We start from the raw sequence: 20,527 nt of genomic DNA, 5'->3' as shown, positions 1-20,527 counted from the left end.
CTTGTAGATGCTAAATCATTGTTTTCAATTTTAATTGGACGTCCTTCTCGCGTTTTCACTAAGATTGATGCAAAATCAAAACCGTTAGCAATCGCAGTAGCATAATAATTTGCAATACCAGGAATGATTTGATCTGGTTGCACTACATAAGGAATAGATTTAATAACAGGACCTTCACAAGCTGCTAATGAAGCAGCAGCGGTACTAAATCCTACATATTTCAAGAAATCACGTCTAGTAGTAGATGATGATTCAAGTGTCTTCTTATCACCTAAAAATTCGTCTACAGGTATTTCTTGCACAAACTCTTTATGCTTTAGCGCCTCAACAACAGAGCCATTGTCTTTATCTAGCTCTCCAACACTTTTCCAGTATTTCTTGTTTGATGACATATTATATAATTGAATTACTTCTTATTAAATTTATTAATAGTGACATTTACCACATTCTAAACCACCCATTTGAGCAGCTGTCAAATTCTCTACCCCATACTTTTTCGATAACTGTTCATGTATCTTAGTATAGTAAGCGTTGTCTTTAACATCAATATTTGTTTCTCTGTGGCAGTTAATACACCACCCCATTGTTAATGGTGCATGTTGGTACATCACTTCCATCTCTTCAACAGGACCATGACATGTTTGACATTCAACACCAGCAACGGTAACGTGTTGTGAGTGATTGAAATATGCAAAATCAGGTAAGTTATGAATACGCACCCATTTTACTGGGCTAGATTCTCCTGTATATTTTTGCTCAGCATCATCCCATCCTGCAGCCTTATATAGCTTTTGAATTTCTCCATCATAGAATTCTTTAGAATATTCTTTGGTAGCTGTTTCTGGTGACACTTCGTAAATCGATTTATGACAGTTCATACAAACGTTTAATGACGGTATCCCTGAATGCTTACTTACTCTTGCTGAAGAATGACAATATTTACAATCAATACCATTATCACCTGCATGAATTTTATGAGAATAATGAATTGGTTGTACTGGCTCATATCCTTGATCTACACCAATTTGAGATAAATAACCAAAAACAAAGTAAGCACTTGACAGTAAAAACAATATAGCAACAACAATCATTAAAAATTGGTTCTGAACAAAAGCTTTCCATAATGGCGTTCTTTTTGAATCTTCTCCAATTTCGATATTTTGAGCCAATGCAAAGCGGCGTAGTGTTTTATTTACCACATACAAACCTGCTGCTAATAGAATAAACAATATCGCTAAAGCACCTAAAATTATTTGGTTTGAAATACCATTTGAAGACCCCGTATTTTGAGCAACTACTGCACCACCTGGCACTGCAGCTGGTTCTTTCTTTTCTTCTGCAGTATAAGCAAGTAAGTTATTTAAATCATCATCCGATAATTGAGGAAACGCTGTCATTGCAGCACCACCATACTCATTGTAAATTTTGTTTGCGTAAGAGTCGCCAGATTTAATTACTCCTGCACTATTACGAATCCAAGCGTAGAGCCAATCCCTATCTAAACCTTGTTCATCAGATAAACGAGCCTCTACATTACGTAATGCAGGCCCTGTCATTTTTTTATCTAATTTATGACAAGCAGCACAATTGGCATTAAATAAAGCTTTTCCTTTTGCTGAATCTCCTTCTTGAGCCGAAAGAGCTGATGTAAACGCTAATAAAATAACTAAGCCTAAACGAAGAAAGTTTGTGCTTAATTTACGGTGAATCACCTTTCTCATATTGTTGGTCAAATTAACTTCTAAACTTTGGTATGATTTTTTCATTGTGTTAAATGCAAAAATAAACAGTAAAAAAAATCTTTGGCAAAAGTAATATTAAAAGTCGATTTTAGAAATGTTACAGAAGTGTTAATTGATAATTTAGAGGGATTCTAAATAATAAAACGAGCCACAATTAAGTTTATAACGTATACATTTGTATAAAGATAATTAAAAATGAAACCATTAAATTTAAAGATTAGTTTTTTAAGTCTTTCATGTTTTATGATTGCTTCAACGTATTGCTTCTCGCAAGAGGGCAACATTACCATAAATCAAGATAAGCACATTACTGTTTTATTAGATTTGAAAAAGGAGATGAATAAGAATGAAGCAGACTCAGAACGCTATAAAATACAAGTATATTCAGGAAATCGCTCTGGTGCTTATGAAGCTCAAAAGGAATTTAGCAGTTCTTTTGGTGATTGGAACCCATCCATGCAATATGAAACACCAAATTTTAAAATTTGGGCCGGAAATTTTAGAACGCGATTAGAATCTGATAGAGCTTTAAAAAAAATTAAGAAAAAATTTCCTAATGCATTTATTTTTAAGCCTAAGAAAGGTAAAAATTAAAAAGAAAACTTTGAATAAAAATAAAGAGCGGCCAATTGGTCGCTCTTTATTTTTATTCAAAGTTCAAGTTGTTATGGGCAGAGACTATTTTAATTTCTTCTTAACCTCAACTTCATGGAAAGCTTCTATAATATCACCTTCTTTAACATCGTTATAATTTTTAATTTGGAGACCACAATCGAAACCTTTTGTTACTTCTTTAGCATCATCTTTAAATCGTTTTAAGGATGCTAATTCCCCTGTAAAAACAACAACCCCATCTCTAATTAATCGAATTCCTGAGTTTCTCATTATTTTACCATTAGTTACCATACAACCTGCAATAGTTCCGATTTTAGAAACTTTAAACATTTCTCTAATTTCTGCAGTACCAGTAATCTCTTCTTTAAGCTCAGGAGATAACATTCCTTCCATGGCGTCTTTAAGATCATTGATAGCATCATAGATAATTGAGTATGATCTAATATCGATTTCTTCTTTATCAGCAATGGTTCTTGCATTACCAACAGGTCTCACATTAAATCCGATAATAATAGCATCAGAAGCTGAAGCTAATAATACATCACTTTCTGTAATGGCACCAACTCCTTTATGTAAAATATTTACTTGAATTTCTTCAGTCGACAATTTCTGGAAAGAATCCGTTAAGGCTTCTACAGAACCATCCACATCGCCTTTAAGTATAATATTTAATTCTTGGAAATCACCAAGAGCTATACGTCTACCAATTTCATCTAAAGTAATATGACGTTGCGTTCTAACCGACTGCTCACGTTGTAATTGTGCACGTTTTGAAGCAATTTGCTTTGCTTCACGTTCATCTGCAAATACATTAAATTTGTCACCCGCTTGAGGTGCTCCATCTAAACCTAAAATGGAAACAGGTATTGAAGGACCCGCTGCAACGACATCATTCCCTCGTTCATCATGCATGGCTTTTACCTTGCCACTATGCTGACCTGCTAAAACATAATCACCCACTTTTAGAGTTCCAGCTTGTACTAATATTGTTGATATGTAACCTCTACCTTTATCTAAAAAAGCTTCAACTACAGTACCAACAGCTGGTTTATCTGGATTTGCTTTAAGCTCCAATAATTCTGCTTCAAGCAATACCTTTTCTAATAATTCTTTAACTCCTGTTCCTTCTTTAGCTGAAATATCTTGAGATTGAATTTTCCCTCCCCAATCTTCAACTAATAAGTTCATTTGGGCTAATCCATCTTTAATTTTTTCAGGATTAGCGTCTGGCTTATCTATTTTATTAATTGCAAAAACTATAGGAACTCCTGCTGCCTGAGCATGCGAAATTGCTTCTTTAGTTTGCGGCATAATATCATCATCTGCAGCAGCTACAATAATAGCGATATCTGTAACTTGAGCTCCACGAGCACGCATTGCCGTAAAGGCCTCGTGACCTGGGGTATCTAAAAACGCTATTTTTTGACCACCTTCTAATTCTACCCCGTAAGCACCAATGTGCTGTGTGATACCACCAGATTCTCCTGCAATTACATTTTCTTGACGAATATAATCAAGAAGCGAGGTTTTACCATGATCAACGTGACCCATTACTGTAACAATTGGCGCACGTGGTTTTAAATCTTCTGGTTTATCTTCAACTTCTTCTATTGATTCTTCAATATCAGTTGTTACGAATTCTACTTGATATCCAAATTCTTCAGCAACAATCGTAAGTGTTTCAGCATCTAAACGCTGATTCATAGTTACCATCATACCAAGTGACATACATGCTGAAATAATTTCAGTTACGCCAACATCCATCATGGTTGCCATTTCACTAGCAGTAACAAACTCTGTTACTTTAATAATCTTGCTTTCAGCTTCTTCTATTTGTTGATCAATTTCAGTTTGCTCTCTGTGCTGATCTCTTTTATCTCTTCTGTATTTCGCGCCCTTTCCTTTACTTGATTTACCCTGAAGTTTTTCAAGTGTTTCACGCACTTGCTTTTTAACATCTTCTTCACTAGGTTCTTCCTTGGGAACATTACGACGTCCTGGTCCTGGTTTTCCTTTAAACCTATCATTTCCTCCAGGTCTATTTACACCACCTGGTCTATTTCCATTACCAGATTGAGGAGCCCCTGCTTTGCTAATACGGCGGCGTTTCTTCTTATTCGCATCTCCAGCTTTTACTACTGGTTTCCTCTCTTCCTTTTTCTTTTTAGGCTTATTAAACTGAGATAAATCAATTTTATCTCCAGCTATTTTAGGACCTGTAAGTTTTTTATACTGAGTTTCAACTTTCTCATCTGGAGTTACTAACTCGCCATCAACAACAACTTGTTTAGTTGCAGATTTTGAAATTTCTTCTTCCTCAGTAACTTGTTTAGTTTCAGGTTTAGGAGTTTTTTCTTTTACAATTTCCTCTTTTACCTCTTTCTTAACCTCCTCCTTTACTTCTTCCTTTACTACAACTTTAACTTCTTCAACAACATCTTCTAAAGGCGTAGCAGGTTTTTCTTCAGCCTTCTTCTTAGAGTCTAAATCTATTTTTCCAATAGTTTTAGGTCCTGAAAGTGTTTTTGAAGCTTTAACCACTTCCTCTTGCCTAGCTTTTTCTCTCGCTTCTTGTGCTTTTTGCTTTGCTTCTAATTCTTTTTCACGTTTAATACGTAAATCTTCCTTTTCCTTTAGCTTCGCTTCGCTTACTTCTTGAGACTTAACTTTCTTGTTAGCATCCGTCTCAAATTCATCTGAAAGAAGGTTATGAGTTTCTTCAGAAATTTTTGTAGTGGGACGTTTCTCTATTTCTACCCCTTTAGAATCCAAAAATTCTACAGCACGGTCTAGAGAGATATTAAGCTCACGTAATACTTTATTTAATCTAATTGTTTCAGCCATAATCGCCTTTAAAATACTCAAATATAGATATTATACCTATTAAGGCATAATAAAATGCAAATCTGCACTATTATTTATTATTCTTCAAATTCTTCTTTCAGAATTCTGATAACATCTTTGATTGTTTCCTCTTCCAAATCTGTTCTCTTAACAAGATCAATAACATCTTGTTCTAATATACTTTTAGCAGTATCTAAACCTGCCTTACTAAACTCATCAATAACCCATCCTTCAATTTCATCAGTGAACTCACGTAATTCAACATCTTCTTCAGCACCTTCTCTGAATACATCAATCTCATAACCCGTTAATTGACCAGCTAAACGAATATTGTGGCCACCTCTACCAATAGCTTTACTTACTTCTTCAGGTTTAAGTATAACCTCAGCACGCTTGTTTTCTTCATCTAATTTAATAGATGTAACTCGTGCAGGACTTAAAGCTCTAGTAATAAATAATTGTAAGTTATTTGTATAGTTAATAACATCAATATTTTCGTTTCCTAACTCACGAACAATGCCGTGAATTCTTGAACCTTTCATACCAACACAAGCACCAACTGGATCAATTCTATCATCATAAGAATCAACAGCTACTTTGGCTTTTTCACCAGGAATTCTTACTACATGTTTAATCGTAATTAAACCATCAAAAACCTCTGGTATTTCTTGTTCAAATAATTTTTCTAAAAACGCTGGGGAGCTTCTAGACATAATGATAGTTGGTTTTGCACCTTTAAGCTCTACACTATCAATTACACCTCTTACATTATCTCCTTTTCTAAAGAAATCAGAAGGTATTTGTCTGTCTTTTGGTAGTATAATTTCATTTCCATCATCATCTAGTAAGATGACTGCTCTGTGACGAATATGGTGTACCTCTGCAGTATATATTTCTCCAATTAAATCTTTAAATTGCTTATAGATTATGGTGTTATCGTGCTCATGTATTTTAGAAATTAGGTTTTGACGTAATGCTAAAATAGCACGTCTTCCTAAATTAATAAGTTTTACTTCCTCGGACACATCTTCACCAACTTCAAAATCTGGCTCGATTTTACGAGCTTCAGTTAAAGAAATTTCTTGATTAGGCTCTTCAACTTCACCATCAGCAACTACAATTCTATTTCTCCATATTTCTAAATCACCTTTATCTGGATTAACAATAATATCAAAATTATCATCATCGCCAAACTTCTTTTTTAAGGCACTTCTAAATACATCTTCTAAAATTGCCATTAACGTTACTCTGTCAATTAGCTTATCATCTTTGAATTCTGAAAAAGATTCAATTAATGCGACATTTTCCATAAATCTTTAAATTAAAATTTAATCATAACTTTTGCTTCTACAATATTTTCATAAGGAATATTTGCTTCCTTTTTTACAGTTACTTTGCCTTTTCCTATTGGTTTTGGCTCTCTAACTTTCCACTCTAATGTAATATTATCATCAGTTGCTTCGGTAAGTGTCCCTTCTATTTCTTCAGAGCTCGTTCTTACTTTAAGCGTTCTTTTAATGTTTTTTTTATATTGGCGTTTGTGCGTTAATGGAGCTGCCGCTCCACCCGACATAACTTCTAAAGAAAAATCATGTTCTTCTCTATCTAAATTATTCTCAATGGCTCTACTAATAAACATACAGTCTTCGACTAAAACCCCGTTATCGCCATCAATAATTACTTTAATATGATTTTCACTACTGATCGAGAAATCAATTAAAAACAAATCTGGACGTTCAATTAACGCCGTATCAAGTAATTCTGTAACTTTAGTTTTAAACATTTTAAGTATAAAAAGAGGGGACTTTCCGTCCCCTCATATCATTAATTTCGCCTTTCAACGGTGCAAATATATAATATTTTATTGATTTCTAAAGGTATTTTTCATAAATTTAGACTCAAAGTAACTTACTTATTATGAAAAAAATATTAGTCCCCACCGATTTCTCTACTCAAGCTGAAAACGCTTTAAAAGTAGCCGCGCAAATGGCAAGAGCCCATAATGCTGAAATTTATTTGCTACATATTCTTGAAATACCATTGCAAAAAGTAGACGCCATGAGTTCTCATAGTGATTTACCAGAAGCCGTGTTTTTTATGAAATTGGCTCATAAAAAGTTTGAAAACTTATTGGATAAAGACTACCTGCATGATATAGTTGTGCACGAAACCGTTGATTTTAATGAAATCTTTAAAGGTGTTTTTCATACATGTAAAAAACATGATATCGACCTGGTAATCATGGGTTCAAACGGAGTTAGTGGTTTAAAAGAAATGCTTATTGGGAGTAATACTGAAAAAGTAGTTAGAACCTCTGAAACACCTGTTCTTGTGATTAAAAAAGAACATGAAACATTTAATATTGAAAATATCGTGTTTGCTTCTGACTTTAAGGAAGAACGCAAAACAGCTTATGTTAAAGCGATTGAATTTACTAAGGTTTTAGGCGCAAAAACACATTTACTTATGGTTAACACGCCTCAAAGGTTTATTACATCTGAGCATGCTAACGAACGTATGCAAGATTTTGCTAACTCATCTAATTTTTCAAACTCCAGCATAAATATTTATAATGATGTGACTATTGAAAAAGGGATTATGAATTTTTCGAAATCTGTAAATGCTGATTTAATTGTTATGAGCACTCATGGCAGACAAGGTATTTCTCATTTCTTTAATGGCAGCATTAGTGAAGACTTGGTTAATCATGCTAAAAGACCTGTGATTACTTTTAAGGTTTAAAAAATTTAATTTCATAAAAACAAAAAAAGTCTTTCAGTTTTAGAAAGACTTTTTTTTGTTGGCCCAATAGGGCTTCTGCCGTTTCCGCTCAGAAGTAACTACTTGCATTACATGCTTATAATAAAATAAAAAAGTCCTAACCATTTTCATGATTAGGACTTCAATTAATGTTGGCCCAATAGGTCTCGAACCTATACTCTTTTGCACCAAAAACAAACGTGTTACCAGTTACACCATAGGCCAAAATCTCAAAAGAGAGTGCAAATTTAATATAAAATTTTCTTTGCACAAGTATTTTTTAAAAAATAATCGGCATTAGTCAACGATTAATTAAAAACGTTTGTGATAACGCGAGTTCGTAGTTATTATTATTTTATTTCTATATGCCTTTGGATCTTTTTCTCATATGTTAAGACAAACTAAATAGTTATGTGTCATTTCATATTTATTGTTAAATTCGCCAAAGCAAATAAATACAGATACAAATGGCACATTTAAACTATAAAAAATGGAATACCCTTTTAGGTTGGTTTTCTTTTTTAATAGCGCTTATAACATATAGTTTAACAGTTGAACCTACAGTGAGTTTTTGGGATGCAGGTGAATATATTTTAACTTCGGCTAAACTTCAGGTAGGTCATCCTCCAGGAGCACCCTTATTTCAGATGATGGGTGCCTTTTTCTCTATGTTTGCTTTTGAACCTTCACAAGTTGGTTTTATGATGAATATGATGAGTGCCATTGCCAGTGCATTCACTATTTTATTTATGTTTTGGACCATTACTTTATTGCTGAAAAAGTTGGTTGGAGGGGAGAAGGATATGGCTCAAGGAAAAACCATGGCAATTTTAGGTAGCGGATTAGTAGGTAGTTTAGCTTTTGCTTTTACAGACTCGTTTTGGTTTAATGCGGTTGAAACTGAGGTTTACGCCATGGCTACTTTAATTATGGCCGTTTTATTTTGGCTTGGACTGCGCTGGGAACAAGACATGGATAAACCACGAGGTAATCGATGGCTTATTTTAATCGCTTTTGTTATCGGTTTATCATTTGGAGTTCACTTTATGGGGCTATTAACTATTCCAGCTATCGGCCTTATTTATTACTTTAAAAACTACAAAACGATTTCCATTCAAAATTTTATAATTGCGAATGTTGTTTCTGTTGGTGTCCTTCTTTTTGTGTTTAAATTATTAGCGCCAAACATCCTTAGAATATTTAGTGCTTTTGAGGTGTTTTTTGTTAATAGTATTGGGTTACCATTTAATTCAGGATCTATAATTGCTGGCATTACTTTAGTAGCTATTATATTTTACGCTTTAAAATATACACGTCAAAAAAATCACACCCATTTAAACACAGGTGTTCTTTGTTTAACTTTTGTTATTATTGGATTTTCTACGTGGTTACTGTTACCTATTCGCGCCAATGCTAATGTAGTTATTAACGAAAACAACCCTTCTAGTGCTAGAGAGTTATTAGCTTATTATAACTTAGAACAATATCCTGAAACACACTTGTTTTATGGCCCTCAGTTTACAGACCAATACGCCTATTTAGATGAGAACAACCCTTATCTGGATGATAAGCCCAAATATGAAAAAGACGAAGAAAAGGGTGAATATGTTGTAGTTAATGATTGGAAAAATGCTAAACAGAATTACAATTCAAAACATGCTTCTTTCCTTCCGCGAATGTGGAGTACTGAGCATGCTGAAAATTATATGATGTTTTCTGGTTTTTTAGATTTTAAACTGAAGCCAGATTATCAAATGGAAAATGAGTTGCGTACTGCCGTTGCAAATTTTAGAAACGATGTGGCTCAAGGCAATATTGATTATGAAGATTATAACGATTTCTTAAAACAGTTTAAAGACTACATTAATATAGAAAAACCTTCTTTAGCAAGTAATATTGTTTACCTATTTGAATACCAATTGGGTTATATGTATTGGCGTTATTTTATGTGGAATTTTTCTGGAAGACAAGACGATATTCAAGGACGTTATGACAATCACGGGAATTGGATCTCGGGTATAAAACCTATTGATGAAATGCACTTGGGCATGTCTCAAGACAATTTACCAAGTGATGTTAAAAACAATAAAGCCAGAAATACTTATTATTTACTGCCTTTAATTCTAGGACTTATTGGGTTTTTCTTTTTATTCAACAAAGACAAAAAACTATTTTGGGTGATGCTAGTATTTTTCTTATTTACAGGAATCGCTATTCAAGTCTATACAAACGTGCGCCCTTTTGAACCAAGAGAACGTGACTATTCTGTAGTAGGCTCTTTTTATGTATTTGCGCTTTGGATTGGTTTTGGAGTTTATGCAATTTACGATGTAATCAAAAAGTATATTCCTAAAACACTAGCAGCTCCAATTATTACTGTTGTATGCCTAATACTCGTTCCTGGTATTTTAGCCGCCAATAATTGGGATGACCATGATCGATCTGACAAATACACTGCCAAAGCTATGGCTAAGATGTATTTAGATTCCTGTGCCGAAAACGGTATTCTATTTACCATAGGTGACAACGATACTTTTGCCCTATGGTATGCTCAAGAAATCGAAGGTTATAGAACTGATGTACGTGTTGTAAATACCAGTTTATTTCAAACGGATTGGTACATAGACCAGATGAAACGTAAAGCATATGATAGTGATCCTGTGCCATCACAACTTACTCATGACTTATATAAATATGGTACTAATGACTATATTATAATCCAACAAGTAATCAATGATACTCTCGAGGTTAAGCAGTTTTTAGATTTTGTTGCAAGTGATAATCCGAAAACAAAATACAAATATGTGTTGGAGCAGCGCGGTATTGACTTATCTGATGTTAGAAGTCAAGATGCCAATGCCACTTATTTGCCTACACCATATTTGCGACTTCCAGTAAATAAAGAAAATGCATTAAAATCTGGCATAGTAAAACCTGAGGACACAGATAAGATTGTACCGCATATTGATATTAAAATTTCTGGTGGTGCCCTTTACAAAAATCGATTATTGATGTTAGATATCGTTGCCAATAACGAATGGAAACGCCCCATTTATTTTACAGGTGGTAGTTTTGGCGATGACGATTATATTTGGATGAAAGATTATCTACAATTAGATGGTATGTGCTACAAACTAGTACCTATTAATACGCCAGTAGATAGAGCTAATCCTTTTGATATGGGTCGTGTTGATAGTGAATTGATGTATGAAAAAGTTAAAAATTGGGATTGGGGAAATAGTGGAAGTTCTGATATTTATCATGATGTTGAAACACGTAAAAACTCAATCACGTACAGAGGTAATTTAGCGCGTTTAGCAGAACAGTTAATTAATGAAGATAAACTAGATAAAGCTAAAGAAGTAGCTGATATTGCTATGGATAATATGCCGGTAGAATACTTTGGCTATTACACCCTTTTAGAACCTTATATTGGGGCGTATTATGAAGTTGGTAATAAAGGGAAAGCACAACGACTTTTTATGGACGTTGCTAAAAAATATCAAGAAAACTTATCGTACTATAGTAGTTTAAAAGTTGATAAGCAAGAACGTTTGTTTGAAGATATTTACACTGACATACAGCGCTATAAAGGCTTAGTTGATGTTTTAATAAAATATGATATTGAATTTGCAGAAGCTGAAGGAGACATTTTTAACAATTATCTTAGGTCTTTCAATCATTTTTATGGTGAAGATGAACCTGAAGATATCATTAGAACAGATAAAGACATTCCGGTTGATAGCGGATTACAAATAGATAGTGCTAGTTCCAATTAATCAACCCTTAGGCATGTCCTTCACTCCTATTAAAACGCCATGGATTGCTAAGAAGCTATTCCCAAATTATATTTGGGACATTTCAACTACCGAAAAAGTTATTTACTTAACTTTTGATGATGGCCCAACTCCTAAAATAACCAATTGGACCTTAGATATATTAAAACAACACAACGCTAAAGCTACTTTTTTTTGTATTGGAAATAACATTGAAAAACATCCTGAGATTTTTCAGGGTATTTTGAAAGATGGACACGCTATTGGTAATCATACACAAAACCATATAAGGGGTTGGAAAACTAAGGCTAAAGATTATCTAAATAATATAGGTGAAGCGCAAGAGACAATAAACTTTCAAATTCCACAATCTAAATTCCAGGACTTCAAAATCACCAATCTATTTAGGCCTCCTTACGGACAGATAACACCTAAACAAGGTAGGAAATTAATAAATTTAGGTTACAAAATTGTTATGTGGGATGTTTTATCTTTTGATTGGGACCATACTATTGAAAAGGAAAATTGTTTAGAAAATGTGCTCGCAAAAACCTCTAAAGGGAGCATTATTGTTTTTCATGATAGTGTAAAGGCTTCAAAAAATATGCAATATGCATTGCCTAAAGTGTTGGCGCATTTTAGTGAAAAAGGATATTGTTTTAAAGCTTTAAATTCTACTGTTTAAAACGTATGATGAAGGTGATTTAAAGTTCTGATTTGCGTTAGGGATTGCAACGGCATCCTTTTTAAAACTCACAAAAGTAAAGTTTGTGTAGAACTATAATTTAACAGTTTGCGACGTCGCTCTCTCCTCGCAATGACGTCTTTAAAAAGATATAGTGGAAAGCCCGACACTTATGGTAACCCCCAAGTATTTAAATGTTACGTTTCAGAAATTTAAACGTATTCCTGAATAATACCTATAAGTGTATTAGCGTCTTGCTCGCCACTTTGGCGCCATTTCATTTCGCCATCTTTATAAATGATAAGAGTAGGTAAAGTTTTAACACGAAGAGCTTCAGCAAGTTCTTGGTTTTTTTCAACATCAATTTTTATAACCTTTGCCTTATCTCCTAAAGCTGCGGCGACATCTCTTAAAATAAGATGCATTGGCTCGGATTGATCATCCCATTCTGTGTAAAAATCTAACAAAACTGGAATTTCTACATCTATAAGTTCTCCAAATTTCGACATACTTTATTATTTATTAATGAAAAGTACTCTTACAAACCTACAATTTTTATTTCTTTTTTTATCTATCGTGTTAAAAATAGCCTCAATACGCCCTTAACATCAAAAATAAAATCACATAGTAAATATAGCATTTCTAAACAACTATGCATTATTTGTGCCTTTTTTAAGTTCTATAACCGTTATTTCTGGCCAAATTCCAACACGCCCAGGAAACGCTAAATATCCAAATCCTCGATTAACATTAATATATTGGCCCAGCTCTTGATAAATACCCGCCCAATATTTATAGCGCCATTTTACTGGGCTCCATTTAAACCAACCTGGTATTTCTATGCCAAATTGCATACCATGGGTATGTCCACTTAATGTTAAATGATAGTGATAGTCGTCTTGAATGACTTCTTTTTCCCAATGTGATGGGTCGTGACTCATTAATATCTTAAAATCGTTTTCATTTATATTTTGAGATGCCTTTTTTAAATCTCCAGCTTTTTTAAATCCGCCTACTCCCCAGTTTTCAACACCAACGATAGCTATCCGTTCACCATTTTTTTCTAGAAATTTACTTTCGTTTAAGAGAACAGTGAATCCAATTTCTTTTTGAAGGCTTTTTAAATCTTCCAAATTTTGATGTTTTGCTTCATCAGAATCCCACTGCACATAATCACCATAATCATGATTCCCAAGAACCGAAAACAAGCCATCTTTAGCTTTTAATTTATTAAAGACATCTTTATACGGCACTAATTCTTCAACTTTATTATTTACCATATCACCAGTAAATAAAATCACATCGCTTTCTTGTTCATTAATTAAATCAACAGCATACTTCACCTTTTCCATATTATCAAAACTACCAGAATGTATATCGCTTATTTGGGTAAGTTTATAACCATCAAAAGCTGCTGGTAAATCTTCAAAAGATAAGGTGTATTTTAAAACTTTATAGTTATACTTTCCTTTATAAATACCATAAATAATAGACGCTAATGGAATTGCTGCCAAACCCATTGCAAGCTTGCTAATAAAGAGTCTTCTTGAAGCAAAATAGTTTCCTTTTACTGCATCACCTGTTGTAAAATATCGATAAATGGCTTGAGGTAATCTAAAAACATCCTCTGCAAACATGCCTAATAACAAAATTATTTTTGGAACTAAAATGGCTATAAAAAAACCAAATGCATAAGCGTGTAAATGCGAAAACCCATCACGCCTGTTCAAGCCATAATAATGAGAAATAAAATTACCAATCACTAAAACTGTTATTAGCCAATATAATATTCGAATCCAGTTATTTTTGCTTACGGTTTTAAATGCTTGAAATGCATATAAATCCAGTAATCCAAAAATAGCAAGGAAAATTATCCAACGAATCATAAAGCAAATTTAAATTTTTGTAAAGTTATTAATTAGAAAAGCAACTTATCTTATGAAAGTGTTAAACGTTTTAATATTAAATCTTTCTATAGTTTTAGATTTGGTTTGAAAGACAACTATTTTGGTTTCATTTGGTAATAAGTCAAAGTAATTGTCTAAAAAATGCCCTTTTTCATCTGAATATAAAAACACATCTTTTTGGAGTGTTTTTGAAGATAGTTCAATAGAAAAGCCAATATCTGTTTTTGTTATTTTTTGCTCAATATCTACTTGTTTCAATTTCAACTCTTTAGGTTTTACTAAATAGTATAAACTCTGACTGTTATTGAAATTTGAAACAACAACAACTTTTGATGCATCTAATTTGAAAGCCTCTAAATTAACTTGATGCTGTAATTGACTCGCATTTGATTCTAGAATAATAGATTTTGAAAATTGATATAAAGGGTTACCTTCAAAATCTAATATTTTAACTGACAGTTCTCCAGAATGGGACTCAAAATCATCATTAATCACATATGTTCTTAAAATATTGTTTTCTACTTTCGAAGAAACTAAAACATCCTCAAAACTATGTTTTGCCTTATAGTGCAAGGCTTTCCATTTTCCAAAAAAATCGATGCTTGACCAAGACACTACTGGCCAACAATCGTTAAGTTGCCAATAGAGCGTTCCCATATTATAAGGTTTTGCTCTGCGTTGTGCTTCGATACCTTTTGTAATTCCGTATGCCTGTAATAACTGACTCATGTACACATAATCTTCTGCCTTTTCTGGAACAGGGAAATCACGTTCCATATACTCGCGTATGAGTTGAAATCCTCTACTATGTTTTTGATGCGACTGAAAACTATAGGTAGAAATATCAATCAAATCACTTTGGTTAATATATTTTATGGCTTCATAACTTGGAAACGATTGAAATCCAAACTCACTCATAAAACGCGGTACGTTTTCTTCTAAATGTTCAAAAGGGTAGGCATCGTGCCAAATCCACCAATCGTGTGCATCGCCTTCAAACTTATATTTCGGATTGCCGCGTCCATATTTTGGAGATGATTCCCAGTAATCTGTATCAGTTAATTTATCTACTGTATTAGGCAAAATAGAATCGAACACTTTTAAATAATAACTCCAAATTTCTTCTTTCTCATGTTCGCTTCTATCTGCTTGCCAACCCCAACGATTCCAACCTTCAGCGTTTTCATTATTACCGCACCACAATGCAATTGAAGCATGATTTCGTAATCGTTTGACATTTTGAGTAGCTTCCTCTTGGACATTTTCTAAAAAGGCCTGATCTCCCGGGTACATGGCACAAGCAAACATAAAATCTTGCCAAACCAAAATACCTTTTTCATCACATAAATCGTAAAAAATGTCATTCTCATAAATACCACCTCCCCAAACACGAAGCATATTCATATTGGCATCAACCACATCATTCAACAGTTTTTCGTAATGCGCATTGGTCACTTGATTCTGCATACTATTTTGCGGAATATAATTGGCACCTTTAGCATACACTGGCACATCATTCACTTTAAAATAAAACGACTCACCAATACTGTCTTTTTCAGTGATTAAATCAATGGTTCTTAATCCTTTTTTTACTAAAACACTATCAAGAATGGTTTTACCATTTCTAACCACAACTTTAATATCGTACAAATAAGGCTCACCAAGATTATGTGGCCACCAACGTTTTGAATTTTTGATTGTTATTGGTATCTCAGGTTTTTCTGGCTTCTGAAACTGCAATGTATCATTTATATAAACTTCATAGTTTAAAACATCTTTGCTGAAATTACTATCTGCAATTTCAACTATAAGACTTGCGATTGAATCAGTTAAAGTCTTTTGAATGATATTGATATTTTCAATTTTATAATCATTCCAAGCAGTTAATTTAATTGGTCTCCAAATACCACTCGTATTCAATTTTGGACCCCAATCCCAACCATATTGAAATTGCGCTTTACGTGTAAAAATGCGATTGCCTTCTGGAAGCGTATACTTAAGACTGTTCTTCTCTTTATCTTCTGAAATGGAAGTGTTTTCAAAAACGATTCGCAATTCATTTTCAGCTTTTAAAATTGATTTTACCTCAACTTGAAATTCTCGAAATGCATTGTTAGTTTTTAATATTAAACTATCATTTAAAAATACAGAAGCATAAGTATCTAAACCTTCAAAACTAAGTTCTATATGTCTTTTTTGAAGTGTTTTTCTATCAACCAAAAATGTGGTTTTGTAGTCCCAATCAGTTTTAGAAATCCATTGTAGTTTTTCTTCGTTATTTCCAATAAATGGATGTTCAATCAATTTATTTTCTAATAAGTCTGAATGTATATTTCCAGGAACTGTTGCCAAGTTCCAAAGCGTGTCTCTAACCTTTTTAAATTCCCAATTATCATGAAGCTCCATTTTTATTGGAACATCATTTTTCGTGCTGCACCCAATTAAGAAAATCATAATTACTAATAGACCACTATACTTCATCTTGAATGGCTTTTAAAATAAATTGAATAGTCACAACATCAGATTCAGTTTGAATGGTATCAAAACGCGTTGGTTTAGTTTTATTCTCCACCGCTTTTGAAGCTGATGTATGAATCTCATTAAATCCTGAGTTTTTAAATAGCTCAACATTTTGCAAATTAATACCACTTCCCGCAAGAATTGTAATTCTATTATTTGCCTTTTTGTTTAATTTTTTGAGCAATTCCAAACCTTTTTCTGCGGAATTTGCTTGACCAGACGTTAAAATTCTATCGACACCTAAATCGATTAATTGTTCTAAAACTTTAAATGGATTTGGAACGCAATCGAACCCACGATGGAACGTAAATGACATTGGTTTTGACAATTCAATCAGTTCTTTAGTTCTTGCTATATCCAAAGTATTATCTGCATTTAAAACACCAGAAACAATTCCATGGCATCCAATTTCTTTAATGAGCTGAATATCATATTTCATGATTTCAAACTCGACTTCAGAATAGTTGAAATTACCAGATCGAGGTCTAATAAGCACAAATGTTTCAATAGACAATTGGTCTTTGACCTGCTTGATTAATCCATAACTAGGTGTTACTCCTCCAACAGACAACTCTTGACATAATTCTATGCGTAAAGCTCCAGCTTCTTGAGCATTTTTTGCAGATTGGTACGAGTTGGCACAGATTTCTAGAAGCATATTAATTTATTATTATTTCATCAATAAATGTCCATGCTTTTTGTCCAGCACCTTGTTTGCCTTCAGGGATTATACCATAGCTTGGGATTTTTAACGTGATTACTCTTCCTTTTACACCTTCAAAATTTACTTGAAAGTTCTCTAATAATTCGTTACTTTTTTCAACAAGATAATCTTTAAAAAGATTGTTATCGATACTTACCTGAACTTTTTCTGGCGCATAAATCCATTGGCCTTGACCATTATGAAATCTAGTTTCAACAGATTCTATTTCTGTTTCTTCGCCGAAATCAATTGTTATTTCTAAATCGTCTCCCCAGAAGCCTAACCACTCTTTATCGCCATTACGTTTATCACTACCAGAAATACCATTTATTAAACCTTGAGCTCCACTTCCTAGATAACTTTTATGAGGATCTACATTTATAGAAATTTGTTTTCCTACTGCTTTATGTAAATTAATGGTTTCTGAAAACACGCTTCCTAATTTTTCTTCAGTATTAAAAACAGCTGCTTTTAGAGTGACACTTTTAGTAATCACAATTGGAGTTGAATATGTTTCAGAATTTATATTAGGTTCAGATTCATCTAATGTGTAGCGCTTTGTCTTCCCCTTGATTAATGATTCTAATCGATATAAAATCTTATCATTTTCAGAAATCAAGTTTCCTTCCACTTCATACAAATGATTCGCATAATTAATATCTAAAATATCTAGTCGTCTATTAAAATTTTCAACTCTCGACACAAAATCGTCATAATTTTTATTCTCTGGATTTGACCAAACCACTTCGCTCATTGCTAAGATTCTTGGAAATGCCATGTACTCCACTTGCGCTTCAGTAGGTATGTATTCTGTCCAAATATTCCCTTGTGCACCTAAAACATATTCTGACTCTTCTTCTGTTAATTCTTCAGGAATGGGATTAAAACTATAGACTTTATCTAATGGTAAAAACCCACCAATAGCAAGTGGCTCACTAGAGTTTGTAGATTGGTAATGATCGAAATAACAATGAGATCCTGGTGTTAAAATAACATTGTGATGTTGCTTTGCTGCTTCTACTGCGCCATGAATACCTCGCCAAGACATTACCGTAGCATTTGGAGCCAACCCACCTTCGAGAATTTCATCCCAACCAATAATTTGTCTGCCTTTACTGTTTAAATACTTTTCAATTCGGGTAATAAAATAGTTTTGTAATTCGTGTTCGTCTTTTAAACCTTCGGTTTTAATTCTATGCTGACAATCATTACAGGTTTTCCATCTTATTTTTGGCGCTTCATCCCCACCAATGTGTATATAATTACTAGGAAATAGTTCTAAAACTTCATCCAAAACATCTTCTAAAAAATTAAATGTTTCATCTTTAGTGCAATAAATATCTTCAAAGACACCCCATTTTGTAGCGACCTCAACCTTCTCATTAGAGCATCCTAATTCCGGATATGCAGCAATGGCGGCTTGACTATGACCTGGCATCTCAATTTCTGGAATTACAGTAACATGTCTTGCTTGAGCATAAGCAATAATATCTTTAATCTCATCTTGTGAATAAAAACCGCCATAACGTTTGCCATCAAATTGCTGTGGTTCATCATTGTAATGACCCACCAACGTTTCATTTCTAAAAGCCCCCACTTCCTGTAGTTTAGGATATTTTTTAATTTCAATTCGCCAACCTTGGTCTTCAGTTAAATGCCAATGAAAGGTATTCATCTTTAACATGGCTAAAGCATCAACATATTTTTTAATGAAGTTAACAGAAAAAAAATGTCTTCCAACATCTAAATGCATGCCTCGATATTTAAACTGAGGAGCATCGTGAATAGTCACACATTTAATGGCAATTTGCTTTTCTTTCAAGCTTTTATTTTCAAACTCTAGAGGTAATAATTGTTTTAAAGATTGTACAGCATAAAAAGCACCTTGATCAGTACTCGCTCTAATTTTAATTTTTTTAGGTTGAACGTCTAACACATAACCTTCTTTGTTATTTAATTCAGAATCTAGAATAAATTCAATGTCATTAGACGTTTTAAGTTGAAAATCGCTTCCATTTTCAATAAATGATTTTAAAAGTTCGGCTGAAACTTTTAATGCTTCTGGATACTTAATTCCAGTAGCGTTATTTAAAACAAATTGACCTTCTTTAATGTCTTGGTTGAGAGGTGTTGGAATAATTTGAGGCGTAATACCTCCTTTAAGTTTTTGAGAACAACTTGAAATTACAAACACTAAAAGGAATAAAGCAACTATTTTCTTGACTAGCATTTTAGTATATTAGGACTTTAAATTTAGTAATCTAATTTTTAATGAAGCTATCACTTACCTCCATTTTTATTCTAATTCTTTTTATAAGTTCCTGTAAAAAAGAAATTAATACAACTCCAGCACAAAAAGACTCCGCATTAATCGCCTATGTTAACCCATTAATTGGTACCGGAGGACATGGTCATACCTATCCTGGAGCGACGATGCCTTTTGGCATGATGCAGCTCTCTCCAGATACACGTTTAGATGGTTGGGATGGTTGTAGTGGTTATCATTATACAGACAGTTATATTTATGGATTTTCTCATACACATCTCAGCGGAACAGGTATAAGTGATTATGGTGACGTACTTTTAATGCCTACCAACACGCATAATTTTAACAATGGTGCTGACGGTAAAAAAGGCTATCGGGCTCACTTTTCTCATGATAATGAAATAGCAGAACCAGGCTATTATAAGGTACATTTAGATTCGACAAATATCAGTGTAGAATTAACGGTTTCTAATCGTAGTGGACTTCATAAATATCAATTTCCTTCATCTGAAAATCAATTTGTAATTTTAGATTTAGTGCATCGTGATAAAGTTTTAGACGCGAAAATTGATAAAATTTCTGATACTGAAATTATTGGTTATCGTCATTCGGAAGCTTGGGCAAAAGACCAACGTTTGTTCTTCGCTATTAAAACATCTCATCCTTTTAATGATATGTTACAATCGCCTCCAAAAACTGGAATACCAGG

14 protein-coding genes, 1 tRNA gene and 1 pseudogene are annotated in these 20,527 nt (G+C 33.4%); 5 read left to right on the top strand and 11 right to left on the bottom strand.

Annotation, left to right across the window (positions count from 1 at the left end; all coding sequences use genetic code 11):
- Both QZ260_RS12690 and QZ260_RS12685 read right to left on the bottom strand, forming a co-directional pair.
- Positions 1-392 (bottom strand): TAT-variant-translocated molybdopterin oxidoreductase (locus QZ260_RS12690; protein WP_295986833.1); only part of this gene is annotated, 392 nt, incomplete at its 3' end.
- 33 nt (positions 393-425) lie between these two features.
- Positions 426-1,721, bottom strand: coding sequence for a c-type cytochrome (locus QZ260_RS12685; protein WP_295986838.1), 1,296 nt, complete (start codon positions 1,719-1,721; stop codon positions 426-428).
- Positions 1,722-1,937: 216 nt separating this feature from the next.
- Between QZ260_RS12685 and QZ260_RS12680 the strand changes: the two genes are divergently transcribed.
- Positions 1,938-2,336, top strand: a complete 399-nt coding sequence (locus QZ260_RS12680) for an SPOR domain-containing protein (protein WP_295986830.1) — start codon at positions 1,938-1,940, stop codon at positions 2,334-2,336.
- 84 nt (positions 2,337-2,420) lie between these two features.
- Here QZ260_RS12680 and infB read toward each other — a convergent pair whose 3' ends face one another.
- The 3 genes from infB to rimP form a co-directional block, all read right to left on the bottom strand.
- Positions 2,421-5,201: a translation initiation factor IF-2 gene (gene infB, locus QZ260_RS12675; RefSeq protein ID WP_295986827.1), complete on the bottom strand. Its 2,781-nt coding sequence runs from the start codon at positions 5,199-5,201 to the stop codon at positions 2,421-2,423.
- A 77-nt stretch (positions 5,202-5,278) separates the two neighbouring features.
- A complete protein-coding gene (gene nusA / locus QZ260_RS12670) occupies positions 5,279-6,511 on the bottom strand; it encodes a transcription termination factor NusA (protein WP_295986825.1) in 1,233 nt (410 codons plus the stop codon).
- Between the two features lie 11 nt (positions 6,512-6,522).
- Positions 6,523-6,984 (bottom strand): ribosome assembly cofactor RimP, encoded by a 462-nt coding sequence (gene rimP, locus QZ260_RS12665; protein WP_295986824.1) that lies wholly within the window; start codon positions 6,982-6,984, stop codon positions 6,523-6,525.
- Between the two features lie 134 nt (positions 6,985-7,118).
- On the opposite strand from rimP, the gene QZ260_RS12660 reads away from it, so the two are divergent.
- The gene (locus QZ260_RS12660; RefSeq protein ID WP_295986821.1) at positions 7,119-7,943 is read left to right on the top strand and encodes a universal stress protein; all 825 of its coding nucleotides are present in this window, start codon (positions 7,119-7,121) and stop codon (positions 7,941-7,943) included.
- Positions 7,944-8,113: 170 nt separating this feature from the next.
- On the opposite strand, the gene QZ260_RS12655 is transcribed toward QZ260_RS12660, so the two are convergent.
- A tRNA-Gln gene (locus tag QZ260_RS12655) sits at positions 8,114-8,186 on the bottom strand.
- Positions 8,187-8,428: 242 nt separating this feature from the next.
- On the opposite strand from QZ260_RS12655, the gene QZ260_RS12650 reads away from it, so the two are divergent.
- Both QZ260_RS12650 and QZ260_RS12645 read left to right on the top strand, forming a co-directional pair.
- Complete coding sequence (locus tag QZ260_RS12650) at positions 8,429-11,740, top strand: DUF2723 domain-containing protein (RefSeq protein WP_295986818.1); 3,312 nt, start codon at positions 8,429-8,431, stop codon at positions 11,738-11,740.
- On the top strand, positions 11,724-12,422 hold the full coding sequence (locus QZ260_RS12645; protein WP_365969675.1) for a polysaccharide deacetylase family protein: 699 nt from the start codon (positions 11,724-11,726) through the stop codon (positions 12,420-12,422). Before QZ260_RS12650 ends, QZ260_RS12645 begins: the two co-directional genes overlap by 17 nt.
- Before the next feature lie 212 nt (positions 12,423-12,634).
- On the opposite strand, the gene QZ260_RS12640 is transcribed toward QZ260_RS12645, so the two are convergent.
- The 5 genes from QZ260_RS12640 to QZ260_RS12620 all read right to left on the bottom strand — a co-directional run bounded on the left by QZ260_RS12640 (position 12,635) and on the right by QZ260_RS12620 (position 19,782).
- The gene (locus QZ260_RS12640; RefSeq protein WP_295986816.1) at positions 12,635-12,931 is read right to left on the bottom strand and encodes a thioredoxin family protein; all 297 of its coding nucleotides are present in this window, start codon (positions 12,929-12,931) and stop codon (positions 12,635-12,637) included.
- Positions 12,932-13,072: 141 nt separating this feature from the next.
- Positions 13,073-14,308, bottom strand: a complete 1,236-nt coding sequence (locus tag QZ260_RS12635) for a metallophosphoesterase (RefSeq protein WP_295986814.1) — start codon at positions 14,306-14,308, stop codon at positions 13,073-13,075.
- Positions 14,309-14,353: 45 nt separating this feature from the next.
- Positions 14,354-16,810: a glycoside hydrolase family 2 protein gene (locus QZ260_RS12630; RefSeq protein WP_295986813.1), complete on the bottom strand. Its 2,457-nt coding sequence runs from the start codon at positions 16,808-16,810 to the stop codon at positions 14,354-14,356.
- Positions 16,800-17,507 (bottom strand): copper homeostasis protein CutC, encoded by a 708-nt coding sequence (locus QZ260_RS12625; protein WP_295986811.1) that lies wholly within the window; start codon positions 17,505-17,507, stop codon positions 16,800-16,802. Before QZ260_RS12625 ends, QZ260_RS12630 begins: the two co-directional genes overlap by 11 nt.
- 1 nt (position 17,508) lies before the next feature.
- Positions 17,509-19,782 carry a glycoside hydrolase family 20 protein gene (locus tag QZ260_RS12620; protein ID WP_295986809.1) on the bottom strand — a complete coding sequence of 758 codons (2,274 nt, stop codon included), beginning with the start codon at positions 19,780-19,782 and terminating at the stop codon, positions 17,509-17,511.
- Between the two features lie 41 nt (positions 19,783-19,823).
- Here QZ260_RS12620 and QZ260_RS12615 point away from each other — a divergent pair.
- Positions 19,824-20,527: pseudogene (locus QZ260_RS12615) on the top strand (glycoside hydrolase family 92 protein); the annotation flags it as partial.

It is taken from the genome of uncultured Algibacter sp., assembly GCF_905480415.1.
GTDB lineage: Bacteria > Bacteroidota > Bacteroidia > Flavobacteriales > Flavobacteriaceae > Algibacter_B.
This window is presented reverse-complemented; position numbering and strand designations above follow the sequence as displayed.

What these genes read in the sequence shown, in the direction of transcription:
- QZ260_RS12685 (WP_295986838.1), bottom strand. Translation starts at nt 1,721, where the DNA reads ATGAGAAAGGTGATTCACCGTAAATTAAGCACAAACTTTCTTCGTTTA.
- QZ260_RS12680 (WP_295986830.1), top strand. Translation starts at nt 1,938, where the DNA reads ATGAAACCATTAAATTTAAAGATTAGTTTTTTAAGTCTTTCATGTTTT.
- infB (WP_295986827.1), bottom strand. Translation starts at nt 5,201, where the DNA reads ATGGCTGAAACAATTAGATTAAATAAAGTATTACGTGAGCTTAATATC.
- nusA (WP_295986825.1), bottom strand. Translation starts at nt 6,511, where the DNA reads ATGGAAAATGTCGCATTAATTGAATCTTTTTCAGAATTCAAAGATGAT.
- rimP (WP_295986824.1), bottom strand. Translation starts at nt 6,984, where the DNA reads ATGTTTAAAACTAAAGTTACAGAATTACTTGATACGGCGTTAATTGAA.
- QZ260_RS12660 (WP_295986821.1), top strand. Translation starts at nt 7,119, where the DNA reads ATGAAAAAAATATTAGTCCCCACCGATTTCTCTACTCAAGCTGAAAAC.
- QZ260_RS12650 (WP_295986818.1), top strand. Translation starts at nt 8,429, where the DNA reads ATGGCACATTTAAACTATAAAAAATGGAATACCCTTTTAGGTTGGTTT.
- QZ260_RS12640 (WP_295986816.1), bottom strand. Translation starts at nt 12,931, where the DNA reads ATGTCGAAATTTGGAGAACTTATAGATGTAGAAATTCCAGTTTTGTTA.
- QZ260_RS12635 (WP_295986814.1), bottom strand. Translation starts at nt 14,308, where the DNA reads ATGATTCGTTGGATAATTTTCCTTGCTATTTTTGGATTACTGGATTTA.
- QZ260_RS12630 (WP_295986813.1), bottom strand. Translation starts at nt 16,810, where the DNA reads ATGAAGTATAGTGGTCTATTAGTAATTATGATTTTCTTAATTGGGTGC.
- QZ260_RS12625 (WP_295986811.1), bottom strand. Translation starts at nt 17,507, where the DNA reads ATGCTTCTAGAAATCTGTGCCAACTCGTACCAATCTGCAAAAAATGCT.
- QZ260_RS12620 (WP_295986809.1), bottom strand. Translation starts at nt 19,782, where the DNA reads ATGCTAGTCAAGAAAATAGTTGCTTTATTCCTTTTAGTGTTTGTAATT.